The sequence below is a fragment of the Aurantimonas sp. A2-1-M11 genome (assembly GCF_036549475.1).
Classification (GTDB): Bacteria; Pseudomonadota; Alphaproteobacteria; order Rhizobiales; family Rhizobiaceae; genus Aurantimonas.
In genome coordinates this window covers 1-26,538 of the sequence record NZ_JAZHLI010000057.1, presented here as the reverse complement: position 1 = coordinate 26,538, position 26,538 = coordinate 1, and the positions used below count along the sequence as shown (strand labels likewise).

The 26,538-nt window shown below is 67.5% G+C and carries 28 protein-coding genes; 13 read left to right on the top strand and 15 right to left on the bottom strand.

Annotated elements, in window-relative coordinates:
- Positions 1 to 98: 98 nt before the first annotated feature.
- Positions 99 to 782, bottom strand: a complete 684-nt coding sequence (locus VQ042_RS19820) for a DUF6538 domain-containing protein (RefSeq protein ID WP_331822039.1) — start codon at positions 780 to 782, stop codon at positions 99 to 101.
- A 249-nt stretch (positions 783 to 1,031) separates the two neighbouring features.
- Here VQ042_RS19820 and VQ042_RS19815 point away from each other — a divergent pair, with 249 nt between their 5' ends.
- Positions 1,032 to 2,270, top strand: a complete 1,239-nt coding sequence (locus VQ042_RS19815; RefSeq protein WP_331822041.1) for an MFS transporter — start codon at positions 1,032 to 1,034, stop codon at positions 2,268 to 2,270.
- 23 nt (positions 2,271 to 2,293) lie between these two features.
- On the opposite strand, the gene VQ042_RS19810 is transcribed toward VQ042_RS19815, so the two are convergent.
- The 3 genes from VQ042_RS19810 to VQ042_RS19800 form a co-directional block, all read right to left on the bottom strand.
- Positions 2,294 to 2,992, bottom strand: a complete 699-nt coding sequence (locus VQ042_RS19810; protein ID WP_331822038.1) for an HAD family hydrolase — start codon at positions 2,990 to 2,992, stop codon at positions 2,294 to 2,296.
- A gap of 110 nt (positions 2,993 to 3,102) precedes the next feature.
- Positions 3,103 to 4,113 carry an LLM class flavin-dependent oxidoreductase gene (locus tag VQ042_RS19805; RefSeq protein ID WP_331822037.1) on the bottom strand — a complete coding sequence of 337 codons (1,011 nt, stop codon included), beginning with the start codon at positions 4,111 to 4,113 and terminating at the stop codon, positions 3,103 to 3,105.
- 194 nt (positions 4,114 to 4,307) lie between these two features.
- Positions 4,308 to 5,528, bottom strand: coding sequence for an argininosuccinate synthase (locus VQ042_RS19800; RefSeq protein WP_331822036.1), 1,221 nt, complete (start codon positions 5,526 to 5,528; stop codon positions 4,308 to 4,310).
- Between the two features lie 180 nt (positions 5,529 to 5,708).
- On the opposite strand from VQ042_RS19800, the gene VQ042_RS19795 reads away from it, so the two are divergent.
- The gene (locus VQ042_RS19795; RefSeq protein ID WP_331822035.1) at positions 5,709 to 6,353 is read left to right on the top strand and encodes a LysE family translocator; all 645 of its coding nucleotides are present in this window, start codon (positions 5,709 to 5,711) and stop codon (positions 6,351 to 6,353) included.
- Between the two features lie 159 nt (positions 6,354 to 6,512).
- Here the strand turns inward: VQ042_RS19795 and VQ042_RS19790 are convergent, their stop codons facing one another.
- The 7 genes from VQ042_RS19790 to thpR form a co-directional block, all read right to left on the bottom strand.
- Entirely contained in the window at positions 6,513 to 7,172 is a 660-nt protein-coding gene (locus VQ042_RS19790; RefSeq protein ID WP_331822034.1) for a glutathione S-transferase family protein, read from the bottom strand.
- Between the two features lie 70 nt (positions 7,173 to 7,242).
- Positions 7,243 to 7,464, bottom strand: a complete 222-nt coding sequence (locus VQ042_RS19785; RefSeq protein WP_331822033.1) for a BrnA antitoxin family protein — start codon at positions 7,462 to 7,464, stop codon at positions 7,243 to 7,245.
- A 3-nt stretch (positions 7,465 to 7,467) separates the two neighbouring features.
- Positions 7,468 to 7,929 (bottom strand): hypothetical protein, encoded by a 462-nt coding sequence (locus VQ042_RS19780; protein ID WP_331822032.1) that lies wholly within the window; start codon positions 7,927 to 7,929, stop codon positions 7,468 to 7,470.
- Positions 7,930 to 8,032: 103 nt separating this feature from the next.
- On the bottom strand, positions 8,033 to 9,268 hold the full coding sequence (gene rlmN / locus VQ042_RS19775; RefSeq protein WP_331822031.1) for a 23S rRNA (adenine(2503)-C(2))-methyltransferase RlmN: 1,236 nt from the start codon (positions 9,266 to 9,268) through the stop codon (positions 8,033 to 8,035).
- 187 nt (positions 9,269 to 9,455) lie between these two features.
- Entirely contained in the window at positions 9,456 to 9,962 is a 507-nt protein-coding gene (locus VQ042_RS19770; RefSeq protein WP_331822030.1) for an invasion associated locus B family protein, read from the bottom strand.
- A 391-nt stretch (positions 9,963 to 10,353) separates the two neighbouring features.
- Entirely contained in the window at positions 10,354 to 10,728 is a 375-nt protein-coding gene (locus tag VQ042_RS19765; RefSeq protein WP_331822040.1) for a YkvA family protein, read from the bottom strand.
- Positions 10,729 to 10,818: 90 nt separating this feature from the next.
- Positions 10,819 to 11,412: an RNA 2',3'-cyclic phosphodiesterase gene (gene thpR, locus VQ042_RS19760; RefSeq protein ID WP_331822029.1), complete on the bottom strand. Its 594-nt coding sequence runs from the start codon at positions 11,410 to 11,412 to the stop codon at positions 10,819 to 10,821.
- 179 nt (positions 11,413 to 11,591) lie between these two features.
- Between thpR and VQ042_RS19755 the strand changes: the two genes are divergently transcribed.
- A complete protein-coding gene (locus VQ042_RS19755) occupies positions 11,592 to 12,305 on the top strand; it encodes a GNAT family N-acetyltransferase (protein ID WP_331822028.1) in 714 nt (237 codons plus the stop codon).
- Here the strand turns inward: VQ042_RS19755 and VQ042_RS19750 are convergent.
- Complete coding sequence (locus VQ042_RS19750; RefSeq protein WP_331822027.1) at positions 12,259 to 12,939, bottom strand: arylesterase; 681 nt, start codon at positions 12,937 to 12,939, stop codon at positions 12,259 to 12,261. The genes VQ042_RS19755 and VQ042_RS19750 overlap by 47 nt on opposite strands.
- A gap of 64 nt (positions 12,940 to 13,003) precedes the next feature.
- Here VQ042_RS19750 and VQ042_RS19745 point away from each other — a divergent pair, with 64 nt between their 5' ends.
- The 4 genes from VQ042_RS19745 to VQ042_RS19730 all read left to right on the top strand — a co-directional run bounded on the left by VQ042_RS19745 (position 13,004) and on the right by VQ042_RS19730 (position 18,101).
- Positions 13,004 to 13,732: an ABC transporter ATP-binding protein gene (locus VQ042_RS19745; protein WP_331822026.1), complete on the top strand. Its 729-nt coding sequence runs from the start codon at positions 13,004 to 13,006 to the stop codon at positions 13,730 to 13,732.
- Entirely contained in the window at positions 13,729 to 16,323 is a 2,595-nt protein-coding gene (locus tag VQ042_RS19740) for an ABC transporter permease (protein ID WP_331822025.1), read from the top strand. Before VQ042_RS19745 ends, VQ042_RS19740 begins: the two co-directional genes overlap by 4 nt.
- A 269-nt stretch (positions 16,324 to 16,592) precedes the next feature.
- Entirely contained in the window at positions 16,593 to 17,351 is a 759-nt protein-coding gene (locus VQ042_RS19735) for a Bax inhibitor-1/YccA family protein (protein WP_331822024.1), read from the top strand.
- A gap of 201 nt (positions 17,352 to 17,552) precedes the next feature.
- Complete coding sequence (locus VQ042_RS19730) at positions 17,553 to 18,101, top strand: GNAT family N-acetyltransferase (protein ID WP_331822023.1); 549 nt, start codon at positions 17,553 to 17,555, stop codon at positions 18,099 to 18,101.
- A 20-nt stretch (positions 18,102 to 18,121) separates the two neighbouring features.
- Here the strand turns inward: VQ042_RS19730 and VQ042_RS19725 are convergent, their stop codons facing one another.
- The 3 genes from VQ042_RS19725 to acnA form a co-directional block, all read right to left on the bottom strand.
- Positions 18,122 to 18,499: a DUF2794 domain-containing protein gene (locus VQ042_RS19725; protein WP_331822022.1), complete on the bottom strand. Its 378-nt coding sequence runs from the start codon at positions 18,497 to 18,499 to the stop codon at positions 18,122 to 18,124.
- Positions 18,500 to 18,646: 147 nt separating this feature from the next.
- Positions 18,647 to 19,423: a DUF1223 domain-containing protein gene (locus VQ042_RS19720; protein ID WP_331822021.1), complete on the bottom strand. Its 777-nt coding sequence runs from the start codon at positions 19,421 to 19,423 to the stop codon at positions 18,647 to 18,649.
- Positions 19,424 to 19,644: 221 nt separating this feature from the next.
- Complete coding sequence (acnA, locus tag VQ042_RS19715; protein ID WP_331822020.1) at positions 19,645 to 22,404, bottom strand: aconitate hydratase AcnA; 2,760 nt, start codon at positions 22,402 to 22,404, stop codon at positions 19,645 to 19,647.
- Between the two features lie 375 nt (positions 22,405 to 22,779).
- Between acnA and ccmA the strand changes: the two genes are divergently transcribed.
- From ccmA to VQ042_RS19685, 6 genes are all read left to right on the top strand, one after another.
- Entirely contained in the window at positions 22,780 to 23,499 is a 720-nt protein-coding gene (ccmA, locus tag VQ042_RS19710) for a heme ABC exporter ATP-binding protein CcmA (protein WP_331822019.1), read from the top strand.
- The gene (ccmB, locus tag VQ042_RS19705) at positions 23,496 to 24,155 is read left to right on the top strand and encodes a heme exporter protein CcmB (RefSeq protein ID WP_331822018.1); all 660 of its coding nucleotides are present in this window, start codon (positions 23,496 to 23,498) and stop codon (positions 24,153 to 24,155) included. The genes ccmA and ccmB overlap by 4 nt, the downstream gene beginning before the upstream one ends.
- A gap of 85 nt (positions 24,156 to 24,240) precedes the next feature.
- Positions 24,241 to 24,999, top strand: coding sequence for a heme ABC transporter permease (locus VQ042_RS19700; protein WP_331822017.1), 759 nt, complete (start codon positions 24,241 to 24,243; stop codon positions 24,997 to 24,999).
- Between the two features lie 10 nt (positions 25,000 to 25,009).
- On the top strand, positions 25,010 to 25,207 hold the full coding sequence (gene ccmD, locus VQ042_RS19695) for a heme exporter protein CcmD (protein WP_331822016.1): 198 nt from the start codon (positions 25,010 to 25,012) through the stop codon (positions 25,205 to 25,207).
- The gene (locus tag VQ042_RS19690; protein WP_331822015.1) at positions 25,204 to 25,869 is read left to right on the top strand and encodes a DsbE family thiol:disulfide interchange protein; all 666 of its coding nucleotides are present in this window, start codon (positions 25,204 to 25,206) and stop codon (positions 25,867 to 25,869) included. The genes ccmD and VQ042_RS19690 overlap by 4 nt, the downstream gene beginning before the upstream one ends.
- A gap of 135 nt (positions 25,870 to 26,004) precedes the next feature.
- Positions 26,005 to 26,511 (top strand): NUDIX hydrolase, encoded by a 507-nt coding sequence (locus VQ042_RS19685; protein WP_331822014.1) that lies wholly within the window; start codon positions 26,005 to 26,007, stop codon positions 26,509 to 26,511.
- Positions 26,512 to 26,538 lie beyond the last annotated feature (27 nt).

Sequence of the window (26,538 nt, the reverse complement as noted above, 5' to 3'; positions counted from 1 at the left end):
ACCAATCGGCCGGAGCGCTCCGCTCATGATCGCGCGAAATGCGTGCTCACGATCGTCTGAAATCAGCGCTCACGATGGAATGAAATCGACGCTCACGATCAGCGAAATACGCACTTGTTGAGCGTCACCGGATGGCTGCTGGCGGCAATCGTGGCGATGTCATCCATAAAGCGGACGGCTGATCTTTCGGTGAATGTGTCGAGATGGGGTGGGATGTCCTCTCGACGGCACCACTCAAGGAGAAACTTCATCGCCCGTTCGTCATCACTACGGGTCCGAGGTTTCACAGCAAGCTGTTCGAGGTATCTGCTATGATGCAGATCGATTGGGACAGCTTGGCCTCGAGCCATCTTCGCGAACTGCAGCGCCTTACGTTCCCGCTCTGGGGCGTACTGGGGAACCATATGATCCTGATCGGGGTCAAACGTATCCCTCACTGGAGGCCCTGCGATCTCGCGGGCGCGATCAGCGATGACCAAGCTCAGAAACTCGCGGTGGTTCTCGCTTTCGGAATGTCTGATGTCGCTTGCCAGACCCAAGGCTTCCTGTTGCAGCGAAGCATACGCCGCGCCGCCTGACCTTTCGCGCCCGATAAGCTCCTTGAACTCAGCAACTACCGGCCACTTCCGCTGATTGGCAACTGTAAGACTGTCAGTGTAGAGGGATCGCTTCAGCTTGGTTCCCAGCTTGTCCCGAAGCTCCCGAGGGACATCGACGGAGACCCTCCATTTGGCCCCATGCTTTTCAAGATACATCTTCTTATTGGCTGATGTTCGCGGCATTCTGGCCCTTCTGCGTACCCAAGATCGTACCCAGGCATCGTACCCGGAAGTCACTGAATTTCAACAGGCAATTGGAATTATTGTCTTTCTTCCCGACCGGGGATACGCCCCGCTCAGCTCCACCAGCCGCCATTTCCTTCCAGGTCATCGCGCCGTCATGAACCGCCGTGCCCCGGTGTTGCCGGCAGGATCCGGACAGGTGCGTGGGTGACACAGGACAGCAAGACCGGTTCCGCCGCACCCGACGATCTGGAGGCGAGCGCCATCCCGGTCGAGGATCGCTTCGCCGCCTTCCGCAATCCCCGCTTCCTGCGCTACTGGCTGTCGCGCTTCTTCTCCACCTTCGCCATCCAGGTCGTCGTCGTCTCCGTCGGCTGGCAGATCTACGACCTGACGCGCAATCCGCTGGACCTGGGCATTGTCGGCCTCTGCCAGTTCCTGCCGGCGCTCGTGCTGGTGCTGGTCACCGGCGCCGCTGCGGATCGCTATTCGCGCCGGATGATCATGGCGGTGGCCATCCTGGTCGAGGCCCTCGGCGCTCTCGGCCTTCTGCTTTTGACCTGGCACGGCCTCGCCACGCCCTATCCGGTCTTCGCCATCCTCGTCGGCTTCGGCATTGCCCGCGCCTTTTTCGGGCCGGCCTCGCAATCGCTGGTGGTCAACCTCGTCACCAAGCGCGAGCTGGCCAACGCGATCGCCTGGAACTCCTCCTCCTGGCAGATCGCGGCGATCGTCGGGCCGGTGGCGGGCGGGCTGCTCTACGGGGTGTCGCCGGTGGCCGCCTATGGCACCGGCCTGACGCTGTTCGTGGCCGCCGCGATCCTCGTCCTGACCATCGCGCCGCCGGCCCAGAAGCGCTCCACCGAGCCGGCGAGCTTCGAGACCATCGTCGCGGGCTTCCGCTTCATCTGGTCGGAAAAGGTGGTCCTCGGCGCGATCTCGCTGGATCTCTTCGCCGTGCTCCTCGGCGGTGCGGTGGCGCTGATGCCGGTCTATGCCCGCGACGTTCTGCATGTCGGCCCCTGGGGGCTCGGCCTGCTGCGCGCGGCGCCGGGCATCGGCGCGGTTTCCATGGCGATCTGGCTCGCGGCCCATCCGATCAAGACCCAGGCCGGCGTCAAGATGTTCGTCTTCGTCGCCCTGTTCGGCGCCTTCACGGCGGTGTTCGGCCTGGCGACGGTGCCTTGGCTGGCCATCGTCGCCCTCATCTTCATGGGCGCCTCGGACATGATCAGCGTCTATATCCGGGAGACGATCATGCAGCTGTGGACGCCGGACGAGGTTCGCGGCCGCGTCAATGCGGTCAACATGGTCTTCATCGGCGCGTCCAACGAACTGGGCGAGTTTCGCGCCGGGGTGATGGCCTTCTGGATCGGCGCCGTGCCGGCGGTGGTGTTCGGCGGCCTCGCGACGGTCGGCGTCGCCGGCCTGTGGTCGTGGATGTTCCCGGATCTGCGCAAGGCGCAGCACCTGGCCGGTCGCGACTGAGGCAGCAGGCGAGGCGGGGTCTGTCAGCCGATGTCGGCGAGGATCTGCGTCACCTGGCCGAGCCGGTCGATCCGCCGGAAGCGCGGCGCCCCCTCGGGCGCCTCGGCGTGGTCCAGCGCCCAGGTCAGCTCGTGCGGGACGTGCACGCCGAAGCTGCCCGCCGCCAGGGCCGGCAGGATATCCGACTTCAGGGAATTGCCGACCATCATGGCGCGCTCGGGTCCGTCGCCATGGCGGGCGAACAGCTTCCGGTAGGTCGCCGCGGTCTTGTCGCTGACGATTTCCACCGCATCGAAATGGTCGCCGATGCCGGAGGCGGCGAGCTTGCGCTCCTGGTCGAACAGATCGCCCTTGGTGATCGGCACCAGGCGGTAGGCGCCGGCCAGCGCGGCAAGGGTTTCGCGCGCCTCGGGCAGCGTTTCCACCGGATGCTCCAGCATCTCGCGACCGGCGTCGAGGATCTGCCGGACGATGGCCGGCGAGGCGGTGTCGCCGGTCACCTCCAGGGCGGTCTCGATCATCGACAGGACGAAGCCCTTGATGCCGAAGCCGTAGTGGCGAAGGTTGCGGCGCTCGGCCTCGAGCAGCCGGCTGGAGACCAGCTCGCCATCGGCATGGTCGGCCAGCATCGCGCGGAACCGCGCTTCGGTGAGCTGGTAGAACCGCTCATTGTGCCAGAGCGTGTCGTCGGCATCGAAGCCGATCGTGGTGAGGGCGGGCATCGGAACACTCGGCGTTGGTTGCGCGCCGATGCTGTAGCGCCGCGCCCCATCGCTGCAAAGCCCAACGCGACCGTCGCGCGGCGGGACGCGGCATTCCGATGCGCGCGAGCCTATTCGGCGGCCTCGCGGCGGGCGCCGATCTCCTGCATCGCGCCGGCGGCGATCTCGAAGGAGCGCTTGCGTGCCGCGTGGTCGTGGATCTGGCCGGTGAGGATCACCTCGTCCGGACGATAGGTGTCGACCAGCGCCGCCAGGCTGGCCGCGACGCTGGCCGGCGAGCCCGTGGCCGAGACCGACAGGGCCTGGTCGACCATGGATCTCGCCGCCGGGTCGACGCGAGCCTCGAAATCGTCCACCGGCCGCGGCAGCGGCCCGGGCTGGCCGGTGCGCAGGTTGACGAAGGCCTGCTGCATCGAGGATTTCAGCACCCGGCCGGCCTCGTCGCTGTCGGCGGCGAAGACGTTGATCGCCAGCATGAAGTGGGGCTCGGGCCAGCGTTCCGACGGGCGGTAGCTGTCGCGATAGACCTCGACGGCCTGGGCCAGGGCGCCGGGCGCGAAATGCGAGGCGAAGGCATAGGGCAGGCCGAGATGAGCCGCGAGCTGGGCGCCGTAGAGGCTGGAGCCGAGGATCCAGACCGGCACGCGGGTGCCTTCGCCCGGCACCGCGCGGATGCGCTGGTTCGGCTCGGCCTCTTCGAAATAGACCATCAACTCCATCACGTCCTGGGGGAAGTTGTCGGAATTGTCGAGGCTGCGCCGCAGCGCCCGCGCGGTCATCTGGTCGGTGCCCGGCGCCCGGCCGAGACCGAGATCGACCCGGTCGGGATAGAGCGTGGCCAGCGTGCCGAACTGCTCGGCGATGACCAGCGGCGCATGGTTCGGCAGCATCACGCCGCCGGCGCCGACGCGGATCGTCGTCGTCTGGCCCGCCACATAGCCCAGCGCCACCGCCGTCGCCGCACTGGCGATGCCGGTCATGTTGTGATGCTCGGCCATCCAGTAGCGCTTGTAGCCGAGGGCCTCGGCGTGGCGCGCCAGATCGGCCGAATTGTGCAGGGCGTCGGCGGCGGTCGCACCTTCGGGGATCGGCGACAGGTCGAGGACGGAATAGGGAATCATCGCAAGGAACCTTTCGGGATCGGGCTATCATCTATCTGGGGATCGGATGGGCCCGCGAAAAGCGGTCTGAACAGTCAGTCGCCAGGAGGGCAGGTGTCGGCCGATGACGGCCCGGTCCATGCAACAATAAAGCCCGGCGGATTGCTCCACCGGGCCCTTGCTGTTCGAGCGTTATCGAGAGAGCGCGCCGGCGCCTACCTGCCGTCGCGCTTGGCGAGCGTCCTGAGGCGCAGGGCGTTCAGCTTGATGAAGCCGGCGGCGTCCTTCTGATCGTAGGCGCCGTGATCGTCCTCGAAGGTGACGAGCGCGTCGGAATACAGCGACTTGGCGCTTTCGCGGCCCTCGACGATGACGTTGCCCTTGTAGAGCTTCAGACGCACCGTGCCCTCGACATGGCGCTGGCTGTGATCGATCGCCGCCTGCAGCATCTCGCGCTCGGGCGAGAACCAGAAGCCGTTGTAGATCAGCTCCGCATAGCGCGGCATCAGCTCGTCCTTCAGGTGCATGGCACCGCGGTCGAGGGTGATGGATTCCATGGCGCGATGGGCGGCGAGCAGGATGGTGCCGCCCGGCGTCTCGTAGATGCCGCGGGACTTCATGCCGACGAAGCGGTTCTCGACGAGGTCGAGGCGGCCGATGCCGTTGTCGCGGCCCAGATCGTTCAGCGCCGCCAGGAGTTCGTGCGGCTTCATCGTCCGGCCGTCGATGGAGACCGGATCGCCCTTCTCGAAGCCGACGGTGATGATCGTCGCCTGGTCCGGCGCGTCCTCGGGGCTGACGGTGCGCATGAACACGTAGGGCGGGGCCGATTCCGCCGGATCTTCCAGGACCTTGCCCTCGGAGGAGGAGTGCAGCAGGTTGGCGTCGACCGAGAAGGGGGCCTCGCCGCGCTTGTCCTTGGTGACGGTGATCTGGTTCTTCTCGGCGAAGTCGAGGAGGTCGGTGCGCGACTTGAACTCCCAGTCGCGCCAGGGGGCGATGACCTTGATGTCGGGGGCCAGCGCATAGGCCGACAGCTCGAAGCGCACCTGGTCGTTGCCCTTGCCGGTGGCACCGTGGGCGATGGCGTCGGCTCCGGTCTCGCGGGCGATCTCGACCAGCCGCTTGGAGATCAGCGGCCGGGCGATGGACGTGCCCAGGAGATAGGTGCCCTCATAGACCGCGTTGGCGCGGAACATCGGGAAGACGAAGTCGCGGCAGAATTCCTCGCGCACGTCCTCGATGTAGATCTCCTTGATCCCCATCATTTCGGCCTTCTGGCGGGCCGGCTCGAGTTCCTCGCCCTGGCCGAGATCGGCGGTGAAGGTCACGACCTCCGCGCCGTATTCGGTCTGCAGCCATTTCAGGATGATCGAGGTGTCGAGGCCGCCCGAATAGGCGAGGACGACCTTCTTGATGTCGCGATGCTGTGCCATGGATTCTTCCGTCTTGCCGTTTGCATGGCCTCTAGCGCAAAGCGGGCCGCGAGGGAAACGGGCCGTCGCGCCGGGAGGGCCGGCTCGGGGTGAAATGCGAGTGGCGTTCGGCCCGTCTGCGGCGTAGGTTCGGTGCCGCCGGGCTGCTGGTCGAGGATTGCCAAGGCTGTCGAGGGTGCGATGAGTTTCCTTCCCGATCTTGCGACGCTGCTCGCCTTCGTCGCCGCCGCATTCGTGCTGACGATCACGCCGGGGCCGGACATGACCCTGTTTCTCGGCCGCACCCTGGCGGAGGGCCGGGCCGCGGGCTTTGCGGCGATGCTCGGCGCGGCGACGGGCATCCTGGTCCATACCAGCCTTGCCGCCTTCGGCATCTCGGCGCTGATCGCCGCCTCGCCGCAGGCCTTCCTGGCGCTGAAGATCGTCGGCGCCGGCTATCTGGTCTATCTGGCCGTGCAGGCGATCCGGGGAAACGCCACCTTCAACTTGGACGGCACCGCGACGCGGCGCCCGCACAGCCTCCTGTCAAACTGGCTGACCGGCATCGGCATCAATCTCCTCAACCCGAAGATCATCCTGTTCTTCGTGACCTTCCTGCCGCAGTTCGTCTCGGCGGGCGATTCCGACGTCGCCGGCAAGCTGTTCTTCTTGGGCGTGTTCTTCATCGTCCTGGCGGTGCCGATGAGCGCGGCGATGATCCTGGCCGCAGACCGCTTCGCCGCGGCGCTGAAGCGCCGGCCGAAGATCATGCGGGGGATCGACTGGCTGTTCGCCAGCGTGTTCTCGGCCTTTGCGGTGAAGATCCTGCTGACCCAGGGCCGCTGAGGCGGCCGGTCCGAGGGGCTCGCGGCGTCCTGACGGATCGGAGCGCTGCCGGCGGCCCTGTCGTGGCGGCGGTGATCGCCGTCGTCGGCATGCGTCTGCCTGGCCGGGCCCGGCGCCAAGCCCGACCCAGCCTGCGCCGTGCGCGCCGACATCCGCCGTTCAGGCGTAGGCGTATGGCCCGCCGCGCCTCAGGCCGCGGCGATAGGCCGGGCGCTCGTGGATGCGCAGCAGGAAGTCGCGCAGTTTCGGCCGGTCCTCGTAGCCGAAGCGCTGCGCCGCGGCCTCCACGGGAAAGCTCATCATGATGTCGGCGGCGGTCATTTCCGGCCCGGCGAACCAGCCGGTCTCGCCGAGCGAGGCTTCCCAATGGTCGAGATGGAGCGCGAGCTGCGGGCGTACCAGCAGGGCGTCGACCTTCTGCATCGAGGCCTTCAGGATCGGCTTGGCGAAGAAGGGCGCCCGGTCGGGGATCATCTGCAGCACCAGCATCAGGAAGAGCGGCGGCATGGCCGAACCCTCGGCATAATGCAGGAACTGCCGCGCCGCCCAGTAGTCGTCGGTGCCGGGCGGCGGCATCAGCCGGCCGTCGCCATGGCCGGCGAGGATGTATTCGACGATCGCCCCGGTCTCGGCGACGGTCCGCTCGCCGTCGGTCAGCACCGGCGACTTGCCGAGCCGATGCACGGCCTTCAGTTCCTTCGGGGCCTGCAGGTCCCTGGTTCGCTCGTAGCGCTTGACCTCATAAGGGACGCCGAGTTCCTCGAGCAGCCAGAGGATGCGCTGGGAGCGCGAATTGTTGAGGTGATGGATCGTGATCATGGCGCCAATCTGCCGCAATGCAGCGTGATGGCAAGGTCTCGCGCTCGCCGTCTTGCGACGCGCCCCGGGATCAGAGGCCGGCCGCCTCGCGCAGGGCGGCGTTGATGCGGTCCTGCCAGCCGGGACCCTCCTCCTGGAAATGCTCCAGGACGTCGCGGTCGAGACGCAGCGAGACCATCTCCCTGGCGTTCGGGACGGCCGTGGAGGTTTCCTTCAACCGCTCGGTGGAGGGCGCGGCGGGCTTGAAGACGGCCTCGGCGGCGGCGCGGGGATCGGTGGGACGGCGGGCCATGGATTATCCTCTTGCAGGGGTGTCGGCGTGCGCTTCGGCGCGGCCGGACTTGCGCCGCCACCTGCCGGCGGAGCGACCGGCGACGATCCAGTAGGCGAGGGCAAAGCACAGGGCGGCGACGATGATCGCCGTCTGGACGCTCATATGCGGCGAGGTGCCGCCATAGGCGGTGATGATGATCGCGACGCCGCCGATGAAGCCGGCGGCCACATGCAACAGGATCGACGACAGTGCCAGGAGCTCGGTGGCCACCATGAACAACGCCCAGGGGACGAGCACCACCGAGCCGATCTGGGCGGCCTGGGCGAAGAAGGCGATGCCGGCGTGGAACAGGAAGACCGGATCGCCGCCGGCGAGGCCCTCGGGCGTCTCCAGGAAGGGCCAGAGCATGGCGAAGGCGGCGACGAGCACCGCGGCGACGAAACCGATCGGGATCACGAACAGGAAGCGCAGGACGGTGCTCATGCGGCGATACTTATCCTTCCCGACCGGCGAGCGCGAGCTGTCCGTGGCCTGACGTGGCGCGCGGCCCCGGCGCCCCATCGCCGGGATGCCGGGCCGGCCGCGATCAGTCGGCGGCGAGTTCGCTGGCCCGCAGGGATTCGAGCCGGTCGCGGGCGGTCTTCTTCATGCGCTCGGATTCCGACTTCAGCTGGCCGCAGGCGGCGAAGATGTCGCGGCCGCGCGGCGTGCGGATCGGCGAGGCGTAGCCGGCCTGGTTCACGTAATCGGCAAAGCGCTCGATCTGGTCCCAGTCGGAGCATTCGTGCACCGAGCCCGGCCAGGGGTTGAAGGGGATCAGGTTGATCTTCGCGGGGATGCCGCGAAGCATGCGCACGAGCTCCTTGGCGTCGGCCATCGAATCGTTGACGCCCTTGAGCATCACATATTCGAAGGTGATGCGGCGGGCGTTCGACAGGCCGGGATAGGCGCGGCAGGCGTCGAGCAGCTCCTTCAGCGGATATTTCCGGTTGATCGGCACCAGCTCGTCGCGCAGTTCGTCGCGCACCGCATGGAGCGAGATCGCCAGGCTGACGCCGGTCTCCTCGCCCGCCTTGACGATCATCGGCACGACGCCCGAGGTCGACAGGGTGATGCGGCGCTTCGACAGGGACAGGCCCTCGCCATCGGAGGCGACGGACAGCGCCTGGCGGACATTGTCGTAATTGTAGAGCGGCTCGCCCATGCCCATCAGGACGACGTTCGTCACGAGCCGGCCGCCGGTCGGCACGATGGCGCCGGCCGGCGTCGCGGCGTCCGGCAGGTCGCCGAGCCGCTCGCGGGCCGCCAGGATCTGGCCGATGATCTCGTCGGGCAGAAGATTGCGGACCAGCCGCTGGGTGCCGGTGTGGCAGAAGGTGCAGGTCAGCGTGCAGCCGACCTGGCTGGAAATGCAGAGCGTGCCGCGCCCTTCCTCGGGAATGTAGACGGTCTCGATCTCGACCGGGCGTCCGGCGCCGCGGGCGGGAAAGCGGAACAGCCATTTGCGGGTGCCGTCCACGGAGATCTGCTCGTCGACCACTTCGGGACGGGCGATCGTATAGGCGTCGTCCAGCGCCTGGCGCAGCGTGCCGGCGACATTGGCCATCTGCGAGAAGTCGGCGACGCCGCGCACATACAGCCAGTGCCAGAGCTGCGCGACGCGCATCCGGATCTGCTTGTCGGGCACGCCGACGCCGACCAGCGCCTCGGCGAGGGCGGCGCGGTCCATGCCCACCAGCGACGGCTTGTCGTCGCCCGCCACCGGCATGGTGGGGGGCGCCTGGCGGTTGCTGGCGTGGGCGATATCGAGCGAGACGGCCATGGCGTGTCCTTTCGCAGGCAAGCTACCGGCGAGACTGACGGAAATCTGGAAATTCACCCCGTCACATGACGGTTTCCGGCCGGTTTCGCAAGGTCAGCCCGATCGGCATCGTCCAGAACGACAAACGCCGGACCCCTGGCCCGGCGTCGTCAGAACCGATGTGATCCCCGGCCAAGCCGGCCTGCGGTCACTTGCAGTCGTTGATCGAATTCAGCGCCGCGGTCACGCCCGACAGCGAGTAGGTGTAGCTGGTGGCGGTGCCACGCTGGGAGGTGGCTTCCACGGTCATCACCCGGCCGGCGCGCAGATTGGCGACGAGCTGGGGCTCTTCGGCGGCGTTCTCCATCCAGGCGGACTCGCCCTTGACGAACATGGAATAGTCCTTGCCGTCCACGTCGACAACGACCTTGGAGCCTTCCTTCAGCGCGTAGCCCATGACGACCTGCGGCTCGTAAGAGACGCCCTGGCCGGGCTTCTGCGACACCAGGAAGAAGATGTCGCCGTGATCGACATTGGCCGGCGTCATCTTGGTCGGCGTCGACAGGACGTAGCAGATCTTCCCGTCCGAACCGGAATAGGAATAGGTGCCCCAGGCGTTGAACTGATTCATGCGCGTCGGGGTCTGGGCCGCCCCGGCGGCACTCGAGAAGATCAGAATGGCCGCAGAGACCGTCAGGACGTTCTTGAGGTTCATGGTTCCCCGCTCATTTCGGTGTGCGTGCGTGGTATGGGACTGTCGCGACCAGCGTGACGCCGGAAGCGAGAGTGATGTCGCAGCCTAGCTGCCGGGCCTTTATCCTTGGTTAACAAAGCCCCAAGGCGCGACCAGACATCTTTCGAAAACCCGTGCATGGCCAATATCGTGTCGGCGGCGGCCAGCGGGATGTCGTACCCGAGGCCAGACTTCGGCGCGCCCGCCGACGGTGCCGGCCGACCGGATTTCACGAAGTGTGAAAGACGGAAAGAATCGGGCGACAGTTTGGCGCGATCGCCGCAAAGCGCGGAAATATCGTCGAAAATTGCTTCGATGCGCCGAAATTCTCCACGTCGGGAGACCGATGACGGCCTCGTTATCGTCGCAGCCGTCAGTCTTCCATCTCGCCCAGCGCCTCGCGGGCCTTCACGTAGTGTTCGGGGCGGATGTTGTCGCGGACGGACCGGAAGGCAGCCCAGAGCACCGCGATGTCATCGGTGAAGCCCAGACCGAAGATGAAGTCCGGCACGATGTCGAAGGGCAGCACGAAATAGGCAAGGGCGGCGAGAAGGATGCCGCGGCTGGCGGCCGGCGTCTTCGGGTCGAGGGCGCAGTAATAGGCCGCGACCACGTCGTCCATGAAGGGAACGTGGCGCAGCGCCCGCCGTGCCGTGTCGAAGAAGGACCGCCGGATCTCCGATTCCTGGCGGGCCTGCTCCGACTCGCTGCCGGGGCTGAGTATTTCGCCGATCTTGCCGCGCTCGATTGCCATCGCATCCTCCGTGTCGCGGACGATAGATGGATCGGGTCGGACGCGGTCTCAAGGTCCGGCCGATTTGCGGCCGTCCGTTCGGCCTCAGGCGCAGCGTCGCTGCAGCGCAGGCTCGACCACGGCGTCGAGCCGTGGGGCGGCTGCGGAGGCGAGGGGAAATCCCTCTTCCAGGATATAGGGACCGCCGCCGACCGAGTCCCTTGCCGAGAACAGGCCGAAGCGTGAGACCCTGAAGGGCAGGGTGCGGAAACTGCCGCGACCGGCGAGGTAGCGTGCGACGTCTGCCGCCTTGGGCTGGCGCAGCCGGGCGATGGTCACATGCGGCACGAATTTGCGCGGGTCGGCGGGCAGTCCCACCCGGCGGCAGATCCGGTCGATCTCGGCCTGGAGATCCGCCAGTTCGGTGGTTGGCTCCACTGCGGCATAGATCGAGTGGGGCTTCTTGGATCCGAAGGCCGCGACGCCCTTGAGGGAAAGGGAGAATGCCGGGCGGTCGACTCGGTCGAGCCGGGCGACGATCTCGTCGGCCAGCCGCGGTTCCACGTCGCCGATGAAGCGCAGGGTCAGATGGTAGTTCTCGGGATCGATCCATCGGGCCGACGGCAACCCACCCCGAAGGAAGGATAGCGACAGCGCAATGTCATGAGGGATTTCGAGGGCGGTGAACAGTCGCGGCATCGGAAGAGCCTCCGGGCGGTGTTGCCATCGCAGGAATCGTCTCACCTCGCGAGCCATGTGGCAAGGACAGGGCAGCCCTGCACAGGCTCTTGGCACGTTGTTCGCCCCGCAATGCACAATTATATTCACGGTTGCGGTTCGGGAGATCGCCGCGGGAGGACGTTACAAGGCAATAGAGCATGTCTCACGTCCCGTATGCCGCCCGAGTTGTCCCAGCTGCAGGCTCGCTGCCGAATGAAGCGCCGACGCCTGCAGCGTTGCTCGGTCCGGTGCATGTCCGGCGCCTGCATCCCGGCGAGGAGCCGCTGCTGCTGGACCATCTCAAGCGGCTGGACCCGGAATCGCGACGCCTGCGCTTCGGCAATGCCGTCAACGACCATTTCCTGGAACGCTATGCCGAGTGCGCCCTCGGCGACGACACGCTGGTCAAGGGCCTGTTCTTTTGCGGCGAACTGCGCGGTGCCGCGGAACTGCGGTTCCTGACCGGCGCCCACGACGAGGCCGAGGGCGCGTTTTCCATCGAGAGAGCCTATCAGGGCAAGGGCCATGGCGACCGGCTGTTCGGCCGCCTCGTCGCCAGTGCGCGCAATCGCGGCGTGCGGCGGCTGTTCCTGACCTGCCTGCGCGAGAATCGTCGGATGCAGGCGATCGCCGCCAGGCATGGCGCCGACCTCAGCTTCGTCGCCGGCGACGTGACGGCTGAGATCCTGCGGCCCTATGCCGATGCCCGCAGCCTGACCCGGGAATGGGTGGACGAGACCGAAGCCTTCGCCTTCGCGATGATCGACTGGCGGCGCAAGCGCCTGCGCAGCCTGACCGCGCCGCTGCGCCGGCTGGCAGCGAGCCTCAGCCCGTTCCCCGCTCCGCACGGATCGCATCGAGCGCCTCGGTGACCGCCGGCAGGATCCGCGCGACGATGACCGCGACGCCTTTTGCATTGGGATGCATGCCGTCGTCCTGGTTGAGTGCGGGCTCGGCGGCCACGCCGTCGAGGAAGAACGGGTAGAGCGCCACGTCGTATTTGTCGGCCAGGCGCTTGTAGATTCCGTCGAAATCCGCGGCATAATCGGCGCCCATGTTCGGGGGCGCCATCATTCCGGCCAGGAGTACGGCCTGGTCCCGTCCCTGCAGCATGGCAAGGATCTGGTCGAGATTGCGCTCGGTGATCTGCGGCGCGATGCCGCGCAGGGCGTCATTGGCGCCGAGTTCGACGATGACGAGATCGGCGTCCTGGGGCACCGACCATTCGAGCCGTGCCAGCCCGCCGCTGGTCGTGTCGCCGGACACGCCGGCATTGGCGACGGCGACGTCGCGGCCGGTCTCGCGCAGCGCGGTCTGGAGCTGTTCGGGGAAGGACTCGCCCGGGTTGACGCCGTAGCCGGCGCTCAGGCTGTCCCCGAATGCGACGATCTGCAGCGTTTCGCCGGCCGCCGGCGCCGTCGCAGGCTGCTGTGCCAGCGCCGCGGCCGGCAGCATGAGCCATGACAACATTGTCAGAGCCGACAGGATCGGTTGGAAGCGTTGCATCGCACACCCATATAGCGCTGGCCCCGGCCGGGGCGGTCGATCCCGCATATAGGAGCTGGCAAGCTTGGCAGAACCAGCGATCCGGTTACAAAACGTTCATCTCACGCTCGGGTCCGGCCGAAGCGCAGTCCATGTCCTGAAGGGCGTGCATCTGTCCGTCGACCGGGGCGAATCCGTCGGCATCGTCGGCCCGTCCGGGTCCGGCAAGTCGACGCTGCTGATGGTGCTGGCCGGTCTGGAGCGGGCGGATTCGGGCGTCGTCGAGATCGCCGGGTCTTCGCTCGAAGGCCTGAGCGAGGACCAGCTCGCCGCCTTCCGGGGCCAGAATGTCGGCATCGTCTTCCAGTCCTTCCACCTGATCCCGAACATGACGGCGCTCGAAAACGTCGCCGTGCCCTTGGAACTTGCCGGTCATCCGGACGCCTTCGAGCGGGCGACGCACGAACTCGGCCAGGTGGGCCTTGCCGATCGCATCTCGCATTATCCCGGCGAATTGTCGGGCGGCGAGCAGCAGCGCGTCGCCATGGCGCGGGCGCTGGCGCCGGAGCCGGCGATCCTCATAGCCGACGAGCCGACCGGCAATCTCGACCAGGAGACCGGCCGCCAGATCACCGACCTGCTCTTTGCCGAGCAGGAGCGGCGCCAGATGACGCTGGTGCTCGTCACCCACGATCCGGCCCTCGCCCATCGCTGCAGCCGCGAGATCGCGGTCCGCTCCGGCGTCATCTACGACGACCGCGACCGCACGGATGCGTCGGACCCGGCGCATTATCTGGAAAGCGCAGCCGGATGAGCATTGCCGAAACCACCGGCGGGAGCCCGGCGCTGACACGCCCTGACGTGGTCGGCGGGCGCAGCCATTTCCGGCTGGCGCTGCGCTTTGCCCTGCGCGAGATGCGCGGCGGCCTCTCGGGTTTCTACATCTTCCTGGCCTGCATCACGCTCGGCGTGGCGGCCATCGGCGCCGTCAATTCCGTCGCCACGATGATGACCAGCGGCATCGCCCAGGAAGGCCGGGCGATCCTCGGTGGCGACCTGCGCTTTGCGCTGGTCCAGCGCGAGGCGACGCCGCCGGAGCTGGCCTATTTCGACGAGTTGGGGGACGTGGCGGCGGCCGCGTCGCTGCGCTCCATGGTGCGGCTTCCCGACGGTAGCGACCAGTCGCTGGCCGAGGTGAAGGCCATCGACAGCGCCTATCCGCTGTACGGCACGCTCGAGACGACGCCCGCCGTCCCGCTCGACGACCTTCTGGCCGAGCGAGACGGCCGCTTCGGCGCGCTGGCGGCGTCCGAACTCTACGACCGACTGGGCTTGCAGCCGGGCCAGGTGATCCGGCTCGGCAATTCCGAGATCGAACTGCGCGGCGTCATCGACCGCGAGCCGGACGTCCTGTCGGGCGGCTTCAACTTCGCGCCGCGCCTGATGATCGCCCGCGCGGCGCTGGATGCGACCGGGCTGATCCAGCCAGGCAGCCTCGTCGAATACGACTACAAGGTCCGGCTGTCCGGCAACCGTGACGCGCAGGCCCTGTCGGAGGAAGCCAATGACCGGTTTCCCCAGTCGGGCTTCCAGATCCGCACGGCGGCCGAGGCAGCGCCCTCGCTCCAGCGCAACATCGAGCGCTTCTCCCAGTTCCTGACCCTGGTCGGCCTGACGGCGCTGATCGTCGGCGGCGTCGGCGTCGCCAACGCCGTGAACGCCTATCTGGATTCCAAGCGGGCGGTCATCGCCACCTTCAAGAGCCTCGGTGCCGGCGGCAGCTTCGTGGTGATGGTCTATCTCATCCAGATCATGCTGCTGGCGGCGGTCGGCATCGCGCTCGGCCTGGTGCTGGCGGCGATCGCGCCCTTCGTGACGGCGCGGCTTCTGGAGAGCGTCATTCCGGTGGCTGCCAACGCCTCGATCTATCCCGTCGCGCTGCTCGTCGCCGCGATCTTCGGCGCCCTTACGGCACTCGCCTTCGCGCTGCTGCCCCTCGGGCGGACCCGCGACATCGCCGCCACGGCCCTGTTCCGCGAGGCCGGGGCGACCGGCGGCTACAGCATGCGCTGGGCCTATCTGGGCTCGGCGCTGGGGCTGGCTTTGGTCATTGCGCTGCTGGCGCTGGCGATGGCCGGCGACCGGCGGGTCGCCCTGATCTTCCTCGGCGGCACGGCAGCGGCCTTCGTCATCCTGCGCGTCGTCGCCATCGGCATCGAATCGCTGGCGTCGCGCGCGCCGCGGGTGCGCTCGACGCCGCTGCGGCTGGCAATCGGCAACATCCACCGCCCCGGCGCGCTGACCGGATCGGTCGTCCTGTCGCTCGGCCTCGGGCTGACGCTGCTCGTGGCTCTTGCCACCATCGACTACGACCTGCGGCGCGAGATCGGCACCGGGCTCGCCTCGCGCGCGCCGAACTTCTTCTTCGTCGACATCCAGAGCAGCGAGATCGGCGATTTCCGCCAGACCATCGCCGAGCTCACGCCGGACGCGGAACTGAACGCCGTGCCGATGCTGCGCGGCCGCATCACGGCGCTCGACGGTCAGGACGTCGCCTCCATCGAGCCGCCGGAAGAGGGCGGCTGGGTGCTGCGCGGCGACCGGGGGCTGACCTATGCGCCGAGCGTGCCGGACAATTCCTCGCTGACCGAGGGCGAATGGTGGCCGGAGGACTACGATGGCGAGCCGCTGGTCTCCTTCGCCGCCGAGGAGGGCCGCGAACTGGGGCTGTCCATCGGCGACACGCTGACCGTGAACGTCCTCGGCCGCGACATCACCGCGCGCATCGCCAGCTTCCGGGCGGTGGAGTGGGAGTCGCTGGCCATCAACTTCATCATGGTCTATTCGCCCAACACCTTCGCGGGCGCGCCCCATGCCTGGCTCGCGACCCTGTCGATGCCGCAGGATGCGGCGGTGACCGAGGAGACGCTCCTCAACCGGGTCACCAACGCCTATCCGGCGGTCACGACGGTGCGGGTCAAGGATGCGCTCGACGCGATCAACGGCCTGATCGCCCAGCTGGCGCTGGCAATCCGCGTCGCGGCGGCGGTGGCGCTGGTCGCCTCGGTGCTGGTCCTGGCCGGCGCCCTTGCCGCCGGCAATCGGGGCCGGGTGCACGATGCGGTCGTCCTGAAGACGCTGGGCGCGACACGCATGGTGCTGATCCGGGCCTTCACGACCGAATATCTGCTGCTGGGCCTGGCCACCGGCGTCTTCGCCATCGGCGCGGGCGCGGCGGCAGCATGGTTCGTGGTCGACCAGATCATGCAACTGCCCTTCGTCTTCGACTGGACGGTGGCGCTGACGACGCTGGGCGGCTCGCTGGTCCTGACGGTCGGGATCGGCCTCGCCGGCACCTGGCGGGTGCTGGGCCAGAAGGCCGCGCCTGTGTTGCGCAATCTGTGAGGGGCTGAACGGCGCGAACGGGCGGAGCGGATTGCCGTCGCCCTGCCGCCGAGCGGCCTGTGTCCGCTCGGCGGCAGGGCGATAACGCAGAATTAATCCCGTTTCGTCGCGTTTTCGTCGTTGATCGGCCCTCCACTCTTGTGTGGCAGGCGGGCGATCCGCATATTATCGTCAGGATCGCTGGGCGTCCCGCCAGCGGCGCCTCCATGGGCCGGCGAAAGCTGCCGGATATGGACACCGGACGGGACACGCAGAAAGGAATTCAATCGATGGCGGACTATCGGAATACCAGCGCGCGCACCGTGCCCGCTGCCGGTACAAGAGCGGATATCGACCAGGGCCTCCGCAGCTACATGCTGAAGGTCTACAACCTGATGGCTGGCGGTCTGGCCCTGACGGGCGTCGCCGCATATCTCTTGTATTCGATGGCGGTCGTGACGAATGACGCCGGCGCTGTCGTCGGTCTGACCGAGATCGGCAATGTCGTGTACAACTCACCGCTCAAGTGGGTGCTGATGCTTGCCCCGCTTGCAATGGTGTTCTTCCTGTCCTTCCGTGTGAACAAGATGAGCGTCGCCGCAGCGCAGACGACCTTCTGGGCCTATGCGGTCATGGTCGGTCTGTCCCTGTCGACGATCTTCCTAATCTACACGTCGGAATCGATCACCCAGGTGTTCTTCATCACGGCTGCGTCCTTCGGCGCGCTGTCGCTGTGGGGCTACACGACCAAGAAGGACATTTCGGGCTGGGGCTCGTTCCTGTTCATGGGCGTGATCGGCATCGTCATCGCGATGGTCGTGAACATCTTCCTTGCGTCGCCGGCGCTGCAGTTCGCGATCTCGGTGATCGGCGTGCTCGTCTTCGCAGGCCTGACGGCTTACGACACGCAGCAGATCAAGGAAATGTACTATGAGGGCGACGGTTCGGCCGTGATGGGCCGCAAGGCCGTCATGGGCGCCCTGCGCCTCTATCTCGACTTCCTGAACATGTTCCTGTTCCTGCTGCAGCTGTTCGGCAACCGCGAATAGTCTGCCCGTTCAGGGAATGAGACTGCAAAGGGCGGCCCGCGGGTCGCCCTTTTTCTTGCCTGCGGGTTCGGCGATGGCAGGCGGCGACCGGCCGCTTTCCGCGCGATCCGCGCGGCACACCTGACGGCGGAGCATTGATCCGGCCGGCACGGCGGTGCATCAAGGATCGGTGCCAACCCCCAGGAAGAGCCGCAGCCGCCGATGAGTGCCCACACGATCCGCCCCGCCACCATCGAGGACGTACCCGCCTTGACCGCCATCTACGAGGAGGCTGTCCTTTACGGCACCGCCTCCTTCGAACTGGTGCCGCCGGATGCGGCGGAGATGGCCGCGCGCTTCCAGGCGATCACCGGGCAGGGCTTTCCCTACATTGTTGCGGAGGATGCCGCGGGCACCGTGCTCGGCTACGCCTATGCCAATGCCTTCCGGACCCGGCCGGCCTATCGCTTCGCGGTGGAGGATTCGGTGTATCTGGCGCCCGGGGCGCGCGGCCGCGGGGTCGGCACCGATCTCCTGATGCGCCTGATGGAACTGGCGGCAGAGAGCGGCTTTCGCCAGATGATCGCGGTCATCGGGGGCTCCGACCACACGCCCTCGATCCGCCTGCACGAGCGGGCGGGCTTCCGGATGATCGGCGTGTTCGAGAATTCCGGCTACAAGTTCGGCCGCTGGATCGACACGGTGCTGATGCAGATGCCGATCGGGGATGGCGCGTCCAGCCTGCCGGACGAGACACGTCGCCCGGTCTGACGCCGGCCCCTCTGAAGGGTTCAGCCGATCTCGGTGCGCTTCAGGCTCTTGTCGAAGACGCCGAGCACCGACCCGAGGTCGTGGCCGCGCTTGAGGATCAGGCCGCCGGCGGCGACCACCTGGTAGGCGCCCTGCTTGCGGGCGAGCTTGGGGTTCTTCTCCACCCGGTACAGCGGCATCTCGCTGGTGCGCCGGAAGACGGAGAAGACCGCGCGGTCCTTCAGCATGTCGATCGCATAGTCGCGCCATTCGCCGGCGGCGACCATGCGGCCGTAGACGCGCAGGATCTGGGACAGTTCGCGTCGGTCGAAGGAGACGATCGGCAGGTCTGACGTGCGGGAGCCGGGAAACGGGACGAGATTGGACGCGTTGTCGCCGTTCGATCCGAAAGAATCCAAGTCAGCCCCTCTTGCGGTCAATGCGCCGCATCGTGGGGCGCGTCCTGTCTCGTGACGATATGGTGACACGGAAATGGGGTCGGGCCCAAGCGGTTCAACCGCAATTCTGCAGGCACGATGCAGCCCGGCAACGGCCGTCCCGGCGCGTCAGCGTTCGTGATACTCGACCTGTGCGGCGGCCAGGATCGGGCCCGGTTCGCCCTTGTCGGTGACCGATTGCAGGAGGGCCGCCCAGCCGCGATCCTCGCCCTGCGGCCGGGTCAGCATGTCCAGGGGCAGGTCGATTTCCAGCGGCTGGCCCGCCCACATGCCCAGGATTCGCCAGTCCTGCACCGCATGCGTGTTGACGATCGTGGTGCCGCGGTTCTCGCCGGAGCCGATCGCCGTCCGGGTCTCGTCGTCATAGGTGACGAGCATCAGGACCGGGTGCTTGCCGCCCGCCCCGGCCAGGGCCGCATCGGCGGTGATATGCAGCCGGTCTTCCTCGACCCGCATGGTCACGCTGGCGCCCTTGCCGACGCTCGACAGGGGATGCTTGTCCATCAGCGCCCGCACCTTGCCCTCGTGGGAGCCGATGGCGTCGGCCATGCCGTTCACGACGACCTGCGGGGTGTAGATAGTGGTGGTGCCGAAGGCCGAGGCATAGGCGCGCTGGCGCTCGGTGTTCTCGGCCGAGCCGAAGATGTCGCGCCAGCCGATATAGTCCCAGTAATCGACATGATAGGCGAGCGCCAGGACACCCGGTTCGCTGGCAAGGTCGGTCAGGATGCGTTCGGCGGGCGGACAGGAGGAGCAGCCCTGGCTGGTGAAGAGTTCCACCACCTGCTCGACGGGCCTGATCTCGATCTTGCCGGCCAATGCAGGTCCGCCGACCGGCAGGAGGGCGAAGCCGATAGCGCAGATCGCAGCAAGGACGGCCCTCATGGTTGGCCACTCGGCGCATGCCGGGGCCGCGGCGCGGTGACGAAGGGCCGTGGGGGTATGTCAGGAACTGTGTTCATGAAGCGAACCTAGTGGTCTGGGCGAACACCCGCTAGTCACTTGCCGGTGACGGATCGCGCGTCGTCGGAATGACGAGGCCGCCGGTTCAGGAACCGGCGGCCTCGCTCCTTCAGGTGGGCCCGGGACCCGTGATGTCCCGCCGGTCAGGCGGCCAGGCGGCGCAGGACGTACTGCAGGATGCCGCCATTGCGGTAGTAATCCAGCTCGTCCAGCGTATCGATGCGGGCCTGGATCTTCACCGTCTGCACGGAACCGTCGGCCGCCTCGATCCGGGCTTCCAGGATCTGGCGCGGCTTCAGGTCGGTCAGCCCGTCGATGGTCACCTTTTCGTCGCCCTTGATGCCGAGCGACTGCCAGGACGTGCCTTCCTCGGCGAAGACGAAGGGCACGACGCCCATGCCGACGAGGTTGGAGCGGTGGATGCGCTCGAAACTCTCGGCGATGACCGCGCGCACGCCGAGGAGGTTCGTACCCTTGGCCGCCCAGTCGCGCGACGAGCCGGTGCCGTATTCCTTGCCGGCGAAGACAACTAGCGGCACGCCTTCTTCCTGGTACTTCATCGCCGCGTCGTAGATCGGCATCACCTCCCCGTCGGGGAAGTGCTTGGTCATGCCGCCTTCGATGCCGTCAAGCATCTGGTTCTTGATGCGGATATTGGCAAAGGTGCCCCGCATCATCACCTGGTGGTTGCCGCGGCGGGCACCGTAGGAGTTGAAGTCGATCGGGCGTACCTGATGGCTGACGAGATAGTCGCCGGCCGGCCCGTTGGCCTTGATCGAACCCGCCGGCGAGATGTGGTCGGTGGTGATCGAATCAAGGAACAGGCTGAGGATACGGGCGCCTTGGACGTCGGTGACCGGCTCCGGCTCCATCGTCATGCCTTCGAAATAGGGCGGGTTCTGCACGTAGGTGGAGCGGTCGTCCCAGTCGTAGGTGAGGCCGCCGGACACGTCGATCTTCTGCCAGTGCTCGTCGCCCTTGAAGACGTCGGCGTAGCGGGTCTCGAACATGTCGCGGGTGACCGTCTTGCGGACGATCTCGGCGATCTCCTGCGTCGTGGGCCAGATGTCCTTCAGGAAGACGTCGTTGCCGTCCTGATCCTGGCCGAGCGGCTCCTTGGTGATGTCGACGAACATCGAGCCGGCGAGGGCATAGGCGACGACCAGCGGCGGCGAGGCGAGATAGTTCGCCCGCACGTCCGGATTGACCCGGCCCTCGAAGTTGCGGTTGCCCGACAGGACCGAGCAGGCCACCAGGTCGTTCTTGGTGATCGCCTCGGAGATCGGCTCGGGCAGCGGCCCGGAATTGCCGATGCAGGTCGTGCAGCCGTAGCCGACGAGGTTGAATCCGAGCGCGTCCAGATCCTTCTGCAGGTCGGCCTTGTCGAGATATTCGGTGACCACCTGCGAGCCGGGCGCCAGCGATGTCTTCACCCAGGGCTTCACCTTGAGGCCCTTCTCATGGGCCTTGCGGGCGACGAGGCCCGCGGCGACCAGCACGTTGGGGTTGGATGTGTTGGTGCAGGAGGTGATCGCGGCGATCACCACGTCGCCGTCGGCGAGGCCGTGCTCGGCGCCGTCGACCGTGTGGCGCGTGTCGGCCGGGATGGTGTTCGGCGGCACCGCGCCCTCGTCCATGTAGCGCGAATCACCCGTCGACTGCGGGGTCTCGGCCTTCTTGCGGCCCCCCTTGATCTCGGCCAGGGCGCCGACGAACTTCGCCGCTGCCTCGGTCAGCGCGACGCGGTCCTGGGGGCGCTTGGGGCCGGCCAGCGACGGGACGACCGTCGACAGATCGAGCTCCAGAGTGTCGGTGAAGACCGGATCTTCCACGCCGTCCTCGCGGTACATGCCCTGCGCCTTCGCATAGGCCTCGACCAGCGCGATGCGGTCCTTGTCGCGGCCGGTCGCCTCCAGATAGGCGATCGTGTCCTTGTCGATCGGGAAGAAGCCGCAGGTCGCGCCGTATTCGGGCGCCATGTTGGCGATCGTCGCCTGGTCCTCGAGGGTCAGGTTCGACAGGCCGGGGCCGAAGAATTCGACGAACTTGCCGACGACGCCGCGGCGGCGCAGCATCTCGGTCACCGTCAGCACCAGGTCGGTGGCGGTGGTGCCTTCCGGCAACTTGCCTTCCATGCGGAAGCCGATGACTTCCGGGATCAGCATGGAGATCGGCTGGCCGAGCATGGCCGCTTCCGCCTCGATGCCGCCGACGCCCCAGCCCAGGACCGACAGGCCGTTGACCATGGTGGTGTGGGAATCGGTGCCGACCAGCGTGTCGGGATAGGCGATGGTCTCGCCGTTCTCGTCACGGGTCCAGACGGTCTGGGAGAGATATTCCAGGTTCACCTGGTGGCAGATGCCGGTGCCGGGGGGCACGACGCGGAAGTTCTCGAAGGCTTCCGAGCCCCAGCGCAGGAAGGTGTAGCGCTCGCCGTTGCGGCCGTATTCGGCGTCGACATTCTTGGTGAAGGAATCCTTCTGGCCGAAGAAGTCGACCATCACCGAATGGTCGATGACGAGATCGACCGGAACCAGCGGGTTGACCTTCTTGGGGTCGGCGCCGAGCGCCTTGGTCGCATCGCGCATGGCGGCGAGGTCGACCACGGCGGGAACGCCGGTGAAATCCTGCATCAGCACGCGGGCCGGGCGGTAGGCGATCTCGTGGCCGGCCGCGCCCTTGTCCTCGATCCAGCGTGCGAGAGCGCGGATGTCGTCCGCCTTGACCGTGCGGTCGTCCTCGTTGCGCAGGAGGTTCTCGAGCAGGACCTTGAGGGAGAACGGCAGGCGGGCGATGCCCTGAAGGCCGTTCTTCTCGGCTTCCTTCAGGTCGTAATAGACATAGTCCTTGCCGCCCACGGTGAGCGTCCTGCGGCTGTTGAAACTATCGGGTGCGTGGGACACGTGGCTTCGTTCCTTCTCGACCAGTATAAGTCCGAAGGGCGAACGGCCTTGAGCGCCGCGGAAATGCGCTCGAAGATGCGGGTGCGACCATTTCCGCTTGTCCGCCCCGGTGCCCGCCGGTGCCGGACGGGACCCTGAGATCGGCGCTGAATTGTTGCCACGCCGGTCGCTGGTGTGGTTGCGGTCGTTATAGGCAAGTTTGTAACGGCTATAAAGGGCCAGATGGCCTTGGCGGGGAAAATCCATTGCAGTGCGGAAAAGGGTGGACATGACAACGACTTGCAGCGGCCGGAGCGGCTCGCCCTATCCGCCGCGCCCCCCGTTCGGCCCCGCCTGGGCGCCGGGCGGTGGTACATCTTTCGTCGCAGGCGGCGCGTGAGCGGGCCGCAGGTGACCGCGTCGGCGCTGGTCGTCGGACGCGGTGGAGCGGCCGCCGCCGGGCCGCTGGATTTGCGCATCGCGGCAGGCGAGGCGCTGATCGTCACGGGCGCGAACGGCGCGGGAAAGTCGACGCTTCTGCGCACGCTGGCCGGATTGCTGCCGCCGGTTGCCGGCCGCATCGACGTGGCCGGCGCGACCGCGCCGGACGGCGAGGTCGCGCGATCGCTGGCCGAGATCGCCCACTATGTCGGCCATCGCAATGCGATGAAGCCGAATATCAGCGTCGGCGAGAACCTGGCCTTCTGGCGCCGCTATCTCGGCGGCGGGCACGGCGCGTGCGCCGACCGCCCGATCGCCGAATGCCTGGAGGCGCTGGGCCTGCCGGATTTGTCGCACCTGCCCCATGGCTATCTGTCGGCCGGGCAGCAGCGCCGGGCGAGCCTGGCCCGGCTTCTCCTCGTCGCGCGGCCCGTCTGGATCCTCGACGAGCCGACATCGGCTCTGGACGCCGCCTCGCAGCTGCGCTTCGCCGAGATCGTCGAGGCTCATGTCGCGGCCGGCGGCCTCGTCGTGGCCGCCACCCATCAGCCGCTCGGCCTGTCGGCCGCCCGGACGCTGGATCTGACCCCCGCAGGCAGCCTGGTGGCCAATGCCGGGCGCGCCGTCCCCGCCATTGACGAAGCGGAACTCGCCGCAGCGGAGGGCTGGCTGTGATCGCGCTGTTTCGCCGCGACCTGCGGCTGGCGCTGTCGGGCGGCGGCGGCGCCATGACCGGGGTGATCTTCTTCCTCGCCGTCGTGGCGACGATCCCCTTCGGCGTCGGCCCCGACCTCAATCTCCTGTCGCGGATCGGCCCGGCGATCCTGTGGATCGGCGCGCTCCTGTCGGCGCTGCTCACCCTCGACCGGCTGTTCCAGGCCGACCGCGAGGACGGCACGCTGGACCTGCTCATCACCGGCCCGACGCCGCTGCCGCTGGTGGTGCTGGCCAAATGCGCCGCGCTGTGGGTGGCCTCGGGGCTGCCGCTGGTCCTTGCCGCGCCGGTGCTCGGCCTGTTTTTGGCGCTGGAGCCGCCGGCGATCGGCGCGGTCATGCTGACGCTGCTGGTGGGCACGCCCGCGATCATCTGCATCGGCGCCGTCGGTGCCTCCGTCGCCGTGGCACTGCCGCGGGGCGGGCTCCTGGTCTCGGTGCTGGTGCTGCCGCTGGCGATCCCGGTGCTGATCTTCGGCGTCTCGGCGACCTACGGCGCGGTCAACGAGCCGGACCCGTTCCTGCCGCCCTTCCTCATCCTGACGGCGCTGACGCTGGTCTTCGGCGCCCTCGGCCCGATTGCCGCCGGCGCTGCGCTCAAGGCAGGGGCGGACTGAAGCGATCCGTCCCGGAGCAGGGCGAACGCAATCCTGACGAAATCGTATGTTTGCCGGCTGGCTGGAGACCTTCTAGACTGGACCCATGACCGACCTGTCCGCCGCCAAGCCGTCGCGCTTCACGATCCTGGCCAATCCGACCCGCTTCCTGGAGCTGTCGGGCAGGCTGCAGCCATGGCTCTACGTCTTCGCGCTGGCCGCGCTGGCGGTCGGCCTGTCGCTCGGCTTCATGGCCCCGCCCGATTACCAGCAGGGCGCGACGGTGCAGATCATGTTCATCCACGTGCCCTTTGCCTGGCTGGCGATGATGATCTGGACGGTGATGAGCATTTCGGCGCTCGGCACGCTGGTCTGGCGGCATCCGCTGGCCGACGTGGCTGTCAAGGCGGCGGCGCCGATCGGCGCGGTCTTCACCGCGCTGGCGCTGATCACCGGCTCGATCTGGGGCCGCCCGATGTGGGGCACCTGGTGGGTCTGGGATGCCCGGCTGACCTCGGTGTTCATCCTGTTCCTGATGTATCTCGGGCTGATCGCGCTGACCCGGGCGCTGGACGAGCCGGGACGCAGTGCGAAAGCGGCGGCGATCCTCGTCCTGGTCGGCTTCGTCAACATCCCGATCATCAAGTTCTCCGTCGACTGGTGGAACACGCTGCACCAGAGCGCCAGCGTCATCCGCGTCGACGGGCCGGCCATGCCGCCGGTGTTCCTGACGCCGCTGCTCGTCTCGGCGCTCGGCTTCACGCTGCTGTTCTTCGCCCTGCATCTGACGGCGATGCGCACGGAAGTGCTGCGCCGGCGCGTGGCCGCCCTGTCGCGGCTGGCGGCCCGACGCGCCGACGCCTGAGGAGACCATCATGCAGAACGACTATTTCGGCTTCATCGCCTCGGCCTATGGCGTCTCGCTGGTGGCCCTGCTCGCGATCGCGGCATGGGTGTTCCTCGACGCCCGTGCCCAGAAGCGCGCGCTGAAGGATCTGGAGGCCCGCGGCATCCGCCGCCGCTCGGCCAGACCCGCCGGCGAGGCGACCGGCGGCGCGGAGACGGTGCGATGAGCGACGACGAGACGACGCTGCCGACGGCGCAGGCGGGCGACACGCCGGGCGAATGGCCGGCGCCCCGCCCCCGTCGCAACTGGCTGGTGGCCCTGCCGCTGGTCCTGTTCGGCGGCCTCGCGGCAGTCTTCCTCTACCAGCTCGTCTCCGGCCACGACCCGCAGCAGATCCCCTCGGTGCTGATCGGCAAGACCGCGCCGCAGACCGTGCTGCCGGCGCTGGAAAACGTTTCCGGGCCGGACGGACAACCAATGCCCGGTCTCGACCTCACCGGCGTCGGCGATGGCCGTCCGGTGCTGGTCAACGTCTTCGCGTCCTGGTGCGGACCGTGCCGGGACGAGCATCCTCTGCTGATGGAGTTGGCCAGGGACGACCGCTTCCGGCTGGTGGCCATCAACTACAAGGACAAGCCGGAGAACGCCCGTCAGTTTCTCCAGTCGTTGGGCAACCCCTATGCGGCGATCGGCGTCGACCAGAAGGGCTCCGCGACGATCGACTGGGGCGTCTACGGCGTGCCGGAGAGTTTTCTCGTCGCCCCGGATGGCGAGATCGTCTTCAAGCAGACCGGGCCGTTCACGCCGCAGGCGGTGGAAACCGGGCTGCTGCCGGCGCTGGAGCGTACGCTGGCCCGCGAGGCCGGTGGCACGGCTCCGACGAGCTGACGCCATGCGGCTCGGGCTTCTTCGGTCAGAGGCGACAGGTCACGTCTGGGACAGGATACGCGGATGGACGTTCCGTCGCGGCCCTTGGCAGCGCCGCCTCGTTTCCGGATGCGACGGGCGGACCATATCTGACCCATGACCGAGACATCCTTCACGCTGCGCACCCCCCATGGCGACGACGTCGCCCGCAAGATCTGCGACAATTGCGGCTTCGTCGCCTACGAAAACCCCAAGATCGTGGTCGGCTCGGTGGTCCGCCACGAAGGCCGCATCCTGCTCTGCCGGCGGGCGATCGCGCCGCGGCAGGGGTACTGGACCATTCCGGCCGGCTATCTGGAACTGAACGAGACGCCCGAGGACGGGGCGCGGCGCGAGGCACGGGAGGAGGCGACCGCCCAGCTTGTCATCGAGCGGCTGCTGGCGGTCTATTCGGTGCCGCGGATCAGCCAGGTGCAGCTGATCTTCCGGGCGCGCCTTGCCGAGCCGACGATCGCGGCCGGAGTCGAGAGCCAGGCCGTCGATCTGTTCGCCTGGGAGGACATTCCCTGGGACGCACTGTACGCATCCGGCCTGGACCGCGGGGAGCAGATTTTTTTGTTTCAGAGCGGTTTCAGGCTTGCGTCTTTCGGCTTGACCCGTTGACGAGTTGCCGGGAGGTCGTGCGCGAGT